Below are 6,214 nucleotides of genomic sequence, written 5' to 3'. Positions count from 1 at the left end.
GATCTTCAGCGGCCTTCTAGAACAGCGAGTGCAGGAGCCTGTTCGGGGAGCCGGTGCGCGGGTCCTGGACCTTGTTGGGGGTCGCGTTGTTGACCAGGGCGTCGCGGACCTGGGCCGGGGTGGCAGTGGGGTTGGCCGAGACGTAGAGGGCGGCTACGCCCGCGGTGTGGGGCGCGGCCATCGACGTACCGGAGATGGTGTTCGTGGCCGTGTCGCTGTCCTTCCAGGCCGAGGTGACGCTCACGCCCGGTGCGAACAGGTCCAGGCAGGTGCCGTAGTTGGAGAACGACGCGCGGCGGTCGCTGCTGTCGGTCGCGCCGACGGTGATGGCCTCGGGGACGCGGGCGGGGGAGGAGTTGCAGGCGTTGGCGGGCCAGCCGAGGATGTTGCCGTTGCCGGCGGCGACGGCGTAGCTGACGCCCGAGGCGATGGACTTCTTCACCGCGTTGTCGAGGGAGGTGTTCGCGCCGCCGCCCAGGCTCATGTTGGCCACGGCCGGCTTCTGCGCGTTCGCCGTCACCCAGTCGACACCGGCGATGACGCCCGCCGTCGTACCGGAGCCCGCGCAGTCCAGGACGCGCACCGCCACCAGCTTGACGGCCTTGGCGACGCCGTACGTCTTGCCGCCGACCGTGCCCGCGACATGCGTACCGTGGCCCTGGCAGTCCTGGCCGTTCTGGCCGCCGCCCACCGTGTCCGTGCCGACCGTGGCGCGGCCGCCGAACTCGCTGTGGGAGGTGCGGATTCCGGTGTCGATGATGTACGCCGAGACGTTCGACGCGGTGGTGTTGTAGGTGTACGTCGTGGAGAGCGGGAGGTTGCGCTGGTCGACGCGGTCGAGGCCCCAGGTGGCGTTCGTCTGCGTCTCGCTGAGGCGGACCCGGGTGTCCTGTTCGACGTACGCGACCTTCGGGTCCGAGGCCAGCTTCGCCGCTCGTGTCGTGGACATCGTGGCGGAGAAGCCCTTGAGGGCACTGCGGTAGACGTGCTTCGGCGTGACGCCCAGGTCGGCGGCGCGCGTGGTGCCGTCCTTCAGGACGACGATCCAGCTGTTTTCGACCGCCGTTGCGGCCGGGGCCAGACGGAGGTCACCGGCGGGCGCGCTTTGTGCTGTGGGAGGGCCTGCGAGCTGGAGACCGGCTGCGAGGGCGATGACGGGTATCAGGGCCCCTGCGCGGCGGAAAGTGGGTCTCATTGTGTCGTGCACCTGACCTTTCGTTGACCGGATCGCGGACAATTACGGGTTGTGTGGTGCTTTTTGGTGTGTTGTGGTGCATTGGGGCGCAGTTGTGGTGCGGATGCGCAGCACAGGGTCTCGTGCCGCGCACAAGCGCACAAGATTGCCGTACGGGCGGAATCAAGCCAAAGAGATACCTGCGGCGCGGAGGCGCTCGGCTGCCGTCGCCCAGTCGGGCGGGGACAGGGGTTTGGGCGTATTCGTGCCTACGTCCATGTCCTTGAAGCGAGCGAGGAAGAGGCGGTGGTCACTCGAAGGTCCAGGTCAGCATCGCGAAGTCGCCGTCGTCCTTGGCCTGCGCCGAGCGGTACGTCGCCAGCGCCGCGTCGTTGTCCCGATCCACGCCCACCCACATGCCGTAGCAGCCGCGCTCCTTCGCGACCTCCGCCAGCGCCCGCGTCAGGACGCGGCCGATGCCGCGGCGCCGGTGCGGCTCGTCGACGGACAGCTCGTACAGGCACATTTCGGTGCCCTTGTCCGGGTGGGTCATCTCGATGCCCGAGACCATCCCGACGGGCTCGCCGCCGACGTACGCGATGAGCAGCAGATGGCCGGGCGCGGCCAGGAAACGCTCGGCCCAGTCCGGGCGGGCCGGTCCGTCGTAGAGGTGCTCGGCGGCGGTCAGTTCCGCCACTGTCGTCGCTTGTCGGACCACCGGTCGGATGTCCATCGGGCTCCCCTCGCTACTCCCACTGAGGTACGGGCCGGCGGCCTCGTACTCCTTGAGTACTCCAGAGACTTCCATCTGCGGGCAGCATCGGCTGTCATACCCGGGATCTAGGGTTCAGGTATGAAGCTACGCATTCCCCGCAGCCGGGCGTTCGCCGGTGCGGCCGCCGCGTGTGCCGTCCTCGTCGGGGGCGGCACGTGGACGGCCGTCGCCTCGGGCAGCGACGCGTCGCCCGCCGTGCACCGCGAGGAACGGATCATGAGCATGGGCGGTGCGGGGGACGGGGTGAGAATCGATACCTCGTTCTTCACAGCGGACGGAACGGACGGCGGACCCGGCAAACGGCCCGCCGTCCTCCTCGGCCACGGCTTCGGCGGCAGCAAGCGCGACGTCCAGGCGCAGGCCGAGCAGCTGGCCAGGGACGGGTACGCCGTGCTGACCTGGTCCGCGCGGGGCTTCGGGAAGTCGACGGGGAAGATCGGGCTGAACGATCCGGACGGCGAGGTCAAGGACGTATCGCGGCTGATCGACTGGCTTGCCGAGCGCCCCGAGGTGCGGCTCGACGCGAAGGGCGATCCGCGTGTCGGCGTCAGCGGCTCGTCGTACGGCGGCGCGGTCTCGCTCCTCGCGGCCGGCCACGACAAGCGCGTCGACGCCGTCGCACCACAGATCACCTACTGGAGCATGGCCGACGCGCTCTTCCCCGACGGGGTCTTCAAGAAGCTCTGGGCCGGAATCTTCATCAACACGGGTGGCGGCTGCGAGAGGTTCGAGAAGCGGCTGTGCGAGATGTACGAACGGGTCGCGGTCAGCGGAAAGCCGGACGCCGCCGCCCGTGACCTGCTGGAGGCGCACAGCCCGTCCGCCGTCGGCGACCGCATCAAGGTGCCCGCGCTCATCGTCCAGGGCCAGAACGACTCGCTCTTCCCGCTCGACCACGCCGACGCCATGGCGAAGGCGATCGACGGCAACGGCGCGCCCGTCGCCGTCGACTGGATCGCGGGCGGGCACGACGGCGGGGACCGTGAGAGGGCCCGCGTCGAGGGCCGGATCACCGATTGGTTCGACCGCTACCTGAAGGACGAGCAGGGTTCGGACACCGGGCCCGCCTTCCGCGTCACCCGTACCGGAGGTGTCGACTCCACAGACGGCGCGGCTCAGCTCCGGGGCGCCACCAGCGACCGTTACCCGGGTCTCGAAGCCGGGCGGCGGGAGTTGAAGCTCACGACCGGCAAGCGCGAGCAGCACTTCGCCAATCCGGCCGGGGCGAACCCGCCCGCCATCTCCGCCGTACCGGGCGTCGGGGCGCTGTCCCAGCTTTCCGGGCTCGGCGTCGGGCTCTCCCTCGACTTCCCCGGCCAGAACGCGCGCTTCGAGACCGCCGCGCTCACCTCCGACCTGCGCGTCACCGGCTCACCGACCGTCAAGGTCAACGTCAAGGTGAAGTCGGACCGTGACGACGCCGTCCTGTTCGGCAAGGTGTACGACGTGAGCGCGGACGGGCGCCAGCAGGTGCTGCCCTCTCAGCTCGTCTCGCCGCTCCGCGTCACCGGCACTGGTGCGAATGACGGCGCCACCGTCGAGTTCCGGCTGCCGGCGATCGATCACGAGGTCAGGGCCGGGCACCGGCTGCGCGTTGTGCTGGCCACCACCGACCTCGCGTACGCGTCCCCGGCCGACCCGGCGGCGTACACCGTCTCCCTCGAAGGCGACGGGACGCTCACCGTGCCCACCGCTTCCGGTGTGAACACCCAGGCGGCCCCACTCCCGTGGTGGGTCTGGGGGCTGCCGGCGATCGGCGCCGCCCTGGCCGTGGCGCTGCTGCTCACCGCCCGGCGGCGGGCCGCGGCGCCCGCGCCGGACCCGGCGCTCGCCGAGGTGCCGCTGCAGATCACCGACCTGACGAAGAAGTACGCCAAGTCGGCCGACCGGTATGCCGTACGGGATCTGTCGTTCCGCGTCGAGAAGGGACAGGTGCTCGGGCTCCTCGGGCCGAACGGCGCGGGCAAGACCACCACCCTGCGCATGCTCATGGGCCTCATCACGCCGGACAGCGGCGAGATCCGGGTCTTCGGGCACGCCATCAGGCCGGGCTCGCCCGTACTGTCGCGCGTCGGTTCGTTCGTCGAGGGCGCCGGCTTCCTGCCGCACCTGACCGGGCGCGCCAACCTGGAGCTGTACTGGCAGGCCACCGGCCGGCCTTCCGGGGACTCCCGCATGGAGGAGGCCCTGGAGATCGCGGGGCTCGGCGACGCGCTGGAGCGTGCCGTACGGACGTACTCGCAGGGCATGCGGCAGCGCCTCGCCATCGCACAGGCCATGCTCGGCATGCCGGACCTGCTCATCCTCGACGAGCCGACGAACGGCCTCGACCCGCCCCAGATCCGTGAGATGCGCGACGTCATGATCCGGTACGCGGCGGCAGGACGCACCGTCATCGTCTCCAGCCACCTCCTCTCGGAGGTCGAGCAGTCCTGCACGCATCTCGTCGTGATGGACCGGGGGCAGCTGGTGCAGGCCGGGCCCGTGGCGGAGATCACCGGCGGCACGGACACGCTCCTCGTGACGACGGAGGGCGAGGTGAGCGAGGCGCTGGCCGAGAAGGTGGCCGGGCTGCCGGGCATCGGGTCCGCCGTACGCACCGACGAAGGCCTGCTCGTACGGCTGGACGGGGCGTCACCGAGCACGCTCATCGGTGAACTGGTCCGTCTGGACGTTCCGTTGACGGGTGTCGGGCCGAACCGCCGCCTGGAGGACGCGTTCCTCACTCTGATCGGAGGCTCCTCCGCATGAGTACCAACGTCGTGGACAACAACGTCATCGAATCTGCCCCCGGCTACCGGGCCGGCCACACCCTCCCTCTGCGCGTCGAGGCGATGCGGCAGTGGCGCAGGCGGCGCACCATGGTCATGGCCGTGGTGCTGGGCGCCCTGCCGCTCATCCTGATCGCGGCCTTCGCGATCGGCGGCACGCCCGGAAGGGAGGGCGGCCGGGTCACCCTGATGGACACCGCCACGGCGTCCGGCGCCAACTTCGCCGCGACGTGTCTGTTCGTGTCCGCCGGCTTCCTGCTGGTGGTGCCGGTGGCGCTGTTCTGCGGCGACACGGTGGCCTCCGAGGCCAACTGGTCCTCGCTGCGCTACCTGCTCGCCGCGCCGGTGCCACGCGCCCGGCTGCTGTGGAGCAAGCTCGCGGTGGCGCTGGCTTTCAGCCTCGCCGCGATGGTGCTGCTGCCGGTCGTGGCGCTGGTGACGGGGTCGATCGCGTACGGCTGGGGATCGCTGGAGCTGCCGACGGGCGGGTCGCTGCCGGCCGGGGACGCCATACCGCGCCTCGCGCTGGTCGTGGCCTTCATCTTCGTCTCGCAGCTGGTCACCGCGGCTCTCGCCTTCTGGCTGTCGACGAAGACCGATGCCCCGCTGGGCGCGGTCGGCGGCGCGGTGGGTCTGACGATCGTGGGCAATGTGCTGGACGCGGTGACGGCGCTGGGGTCCTGGCGCGAGTTCCTCCCCGCACACTGGCAGTTCGCGTGGGCGGATGCGCTTCAACCGCAGCTGGAGTGGGGCGGGATGCTCAAGGGGGCCGCGGTCTCGGTGACGTACGCACTGGTGCTCTTCGCGCTTGCCTTCCGGGGATTCGGCCGCAAGGACATCGTGTCCTGAGGGTGGGGCGCGGCGACGGCATCGTGTCCTGAGGGCGGGTCGCCGCAAGTCCATCGTGTCGTGACGGCGGGTCGGCCATGATGTGCCCCATGGCCACCTTCCTCATCGCCCTCGCCGTAGTCGCGACAGGGCTGTACGCCGGCTTCATGCTGATCTTCCTCACCGGCATCATGCCCGCCCTGGGGCGGCTGACGGACGAACAGTTCGTGGCGGCGATGCGGCGTATCAACGAGGACGTACCGCGTGGGGTGTTCGTGTCGGTCATGCTCGCCTCGGTGGCCTTCCCGGTGGCCGCCTTGGCGGTCCCGGGCGACGACCGGTCGGCTGCGGAGTGGGGGCTGCTGGGAGCCGGCCTGGGGCTCGTTGTCCTCAACCACCTGATCACGATCGCCGGGAACATCCCCCTCAACAACGCCCTCGCCGCGTCCGAGCAGACAGGCACCACAGACCGCGACGCCCGCGCGGCCTTCGAGACGCGGTGGAACCGGCTGCACCTGGTCCGCACGCTGGTCGTCACAGCGGGCTTCGCCCTGGTGGTGAGTGCCTCGCTGGCCTGACAGCGGCGGGGCATGGTGCGGGGAGCTGAACAGCGCGGCTTTGCTGCCCAGTTGCGGAGAGTTAACCGCAGGGCAACCATTTGCGGAG

General features: G+C 70.4%; 5 protein-coding genes. 3 read left to right on the top strand and 2 right to left on the bottom strand.

Annotated elements, in window-relative coordinates; all coding sequences use genetic code 11:
• Positions 1-16: 16 nt before the first annotated feature.
• A complete protein-coding gene (locus J7E89_RS37860) occupies positions 17-1,195 on the bottom strand; it encodes a S8 family peptidase (protein ID WP_251061637.1) in 1,179 nt (392 codons plus the stop codon).
• A 289-nt stretch (positions 1,196-1,484) separates the two neighbouring features.
• On the bottom strand, positions 1,485-1,907 hold the full coding sequence (locus J7E89_RS37855) for a GNAT family N-acetyltransferase (protein WP_214980700.1): 423 nt from the start codon (positions 1,905-1,907) through the stop codon (positions 1,485-1,487).
• A gap of 120 nt (positions 1,908-2,027) precedes the next feature.
• Here J7E89_RS37855 and J7E89_RS37850 point away from each other — a divergent pair, with 120 nt between their 5' ends.
• From J7E89_RS37850 to J7E89_RS37840, 3 genes are all read left to right on the top strand, one after another.
• Complete coding sequence (locus J7E89_RS37850; RefSeq protein WP_214980697.1) at positions 2,028-4,700, top strand: alpha/beta fold hydrolase; 2,673 nt, start codon at positions 2,028-2,030, stop codon at positions 4,698-4,700.
• The gene (locus J7E89_RS37845) at positions 4,697-5,569 is read left to right on the top strand and encodes an ABC transporter permease (RefSeq protein WP_214980696.1); all 873 of its coding nucleotides are present in this window, start codon (positions 4,697-4,699) and stop codon (positions 5,567-5,569) included. Before J7E89_RS37850 ends, J7E89_RS37845 begins: the two co-directional genes overlap by 4 nt.
• Before the next feature lie 89 nt (positions 5,570-5,658).
• The gene (locus tag J7E89_RS37840; protein WP_214980695.1) at positions 5,659-6,126 is read left to right on the top strand and encodes a DUF1772 domain-containing protein; all 468 of its coding nucleotides are present in this window, start codon (positions 5,659-5,661) and stop codon (positions 6,124-6,126) included.
• Positions 6,127-6,214: the final 88 nt, after the last annotated feature.

It is taken from the genome of Streptomyces sp. ISL-100 (assembly GCF_018614615.1).
Lineage (GTDB): Bacteria > Actinomycetota > Actinomycetes > Streptomycetales > Streptomycetaceae > Streptomyces.
Note: the sequence above shows the minus strand (reverse complement) of the source record. Positions and strands in the feature narration are given on the sequence as shown.